Source organism: Streptomyces sp. NPDC005393, from assembly GCF_040606675.1.
Taxonomy (GTDB): Bacteria; Actinomycetota; Actinomycetes; order Streptomycetales; family Streptomycetaceae; genus Streptomyces.
This window is the reverse complement of record NZ_JBEXFG010000132.1, coordinates 1-1,913: the sequence shown is the minus strand read 5'-3', so window position 1 is coordinate 1,913 and position 1,913 is coordinate 1. Positions and strand designations below refer to the sequence as shown.

Sequence of the window (1,913 nt, the reverse complement as noted above, 5' to 3'; positions counted from 1 at the left end):
GCACGAGATCTTCGCCGCGGACCGCCTGCGCGAATGGTGGGCCGGCCGCGGAGAGGGCAGCCCGACTTTCGGCCGGCAGGCTGAGTACGCGTACTCAGGCGCAACGGCTCCGGAGGCCTCAGGATCGGTCCCATGCTGTGGTCCGAGCCGCCCGATGAGCCGCCCGAGGAACTGCGGCGAGCCCAGGCCATGCTCCGCCGCGCCCGCACGCTGCTGGCGATCTCGGTGATGATCGCCCTCTGTCTGTTGACGCTGCGCCCATGACGGTCCAGGGGCGCGGCCCCGGCGGCGAGGGACCGCATACGCTGGGGCGCATGACTGCGCAGCGCACCCTGATCCTCGCTTCCGCCTCCCCCGCCCGCCTCAAGCTGCTGCAACAGGCGGGGCTCGCACCACAGGTGATAGTCAGCGGGGTGGACGAGGACGCGCTCAGCGCCGAGACGCCGGCCGAGCTGGCCCGTGTGCTGGCGGGGGCCAAGGCGGGCGCCGTGGCCGGGCTTCCGGAGGCGGCGGGAGCGCTGGTCGTCGGGTGTGACTCGGTGCTGGAGCTCGACGGTCAGGCACTCGGAAAGCCGGCGGACGCCGAGGAGGCCACCGCACGGTGGAAGGCGATGCGCGGCCGGGCGGGGGTGCTGCGGACCGGGCACTGCGTGATCGACGCGGCGAGCGGCCGCCGTACGTCGGCGACCGCGTCCACCACGGTCCGCTTCGGCGAGCCGACCGACGCCGAGATCGCGGCGTATGTGGCGAGCGGTGAACCTCTGCATGTGGCGGGCGCGTTCACCCTGGACGGCCGCTCGGCGCCGTTCATCGAAGGCATCGAGGGCGACGCGGGCACGGTGATCGGGCTGTCGCTGCCGCTGCTGCGCCGACTGCTGGCCGAGGTGGGTGTGGGGATCACCGACCTCTGGGCCGACTAGTACCGACCGGCACCGACGGGTTCACGCGGGGCTGGGGACGTCCTGTCCGCCGCCCCCGCCCCCTGCCTCGGCGGCGGGAGCCTCGGCCTCGTACGCCACCAGGTTGAGCACGATCAGCCCCAGCACCACCATCATGAACGCGAACGCCGGCCAGCCCGACAGGCCGACCACGAACGCGCCCAACAGAGCGTGCACCACGGCACAGGTGATGAGCAGAATGCGGCCGAAGCGGCTGGGGGCTCGGTCGCGCACGGCGGTGCGCAGCAGCACCACGCCGCACAGCAGCAGATAGAGCCCGAAGATGCCGCCCGCGACCCAGGTGCCGACGGACATCGCGTCGGTGTCGAGGCCGCCCATGGACATCTGCTGCCGGTCCACGACCAGCCCCAGGATCCAGTTCAGCAGCGCTATGCCGACCGCTTCCAGCATCAGCGTCACAGCCGCTACCGCGGCCACTGATCTGCGCGCCACGCCGCCCACCCTCTTCCGATTCGACGTCGCTGAACGCTACTAACGGGTAAGCCCATGGACAAGGGGTGTGCACGAGGCAAGTTCGCAGCTCGTACCCACCTCCCACGAGCGGAACCGCGCGGCCCTCCCATGAGCGGAACCGCGCGGCAAAGTTTCCGCCCCTCGTTAGTAGGGATTCCACAAAGAAACGGGGAGTACCGCAGCACCGTGAGGCAGAGACCTTGACCACATCGCGGACGGCGTCGCACGGCGGAAAACCGGGCGTACGGTGGAGCGACGGGGGATTCGGCCGCCTGCTCGGCGCAGGGTTCACGCTCCGTGTGGTCAAGCTCACGCCCGAGGTCTTCTCGGCGCGAGGTGTCACCTGTACCTAAACTCGGCTTGTTTCAAGGAGGGAGCCATCGTGCGCAAGGTGCTCATCGCCAACCGTGGCGAGATCGCTGTCCGTGTTGCCCGTGCCTGCCGGGATGCCGGGATCGCGAGCGTTGCCGTCTACGCCGATCCGGACCGGGACGCATGCCA

The 1,913-nt window shown here is 70.5% G+C and carries 4 protein-coding genes; 3 read left to right on the top strand and 1 reads right to left on the bottom strand.

From position 1 onward, the window contains the following. The first annotated feature begins 132 nt into the window (after window positions 1-132). Both ABZS71_RS35580 and ABZS71_RS35575 read left to right on the top strand, forming a co-directional pair. Window positions 133-264, top strand: a complete 132-nt coding sequence (locus tag ABZS71_RS35580; protein WP_356216994.1) for a hypothetical protein — start codon at window positions 133-135, stop codon at window positions 262-264. A 50-nt stretch (window positions 265-314) separates the two neighbouring features. Then, window positions 315-920: a nucleoside triphosphate pyrophosphatase gene (locus ABZS71_RS35575; RefSeq protein WP_356216991.1), complete on the top strand. Its 606-nt coding sequence runs from the start codon at window positions 315-317 to the stop codon at window positions 918-920. 21 nt (window positions 921-941) lie between these two features. Here ABZS71_RS35575 and ABZS71_RS35570 read toward each other — a convergent pair whose 3' ends face one another. After that, a complete protein-coding gene (locus ABZS71_RS35570) occupies window positions 942-1,391 on the bottom strand; it encodes a hypothetical protein (RefSeq protein ID WP_355860941.1) in 450 nt (149 codons plus the stop codon). 403 nt (window positions 1,392-1,794) lie between these two features. Here ABZS71_RS35570 and ABZS71_RS35565 point away from each other — a divergent pair. Next, on the top strand, window positions 1,795-1,913 hold a 119-nt coding region (locus tag ABZS71_RS35565; protein WP_355860944.1), incomplete at its 3' end, for a biotin carboxylase N-terminal domain-containing protein.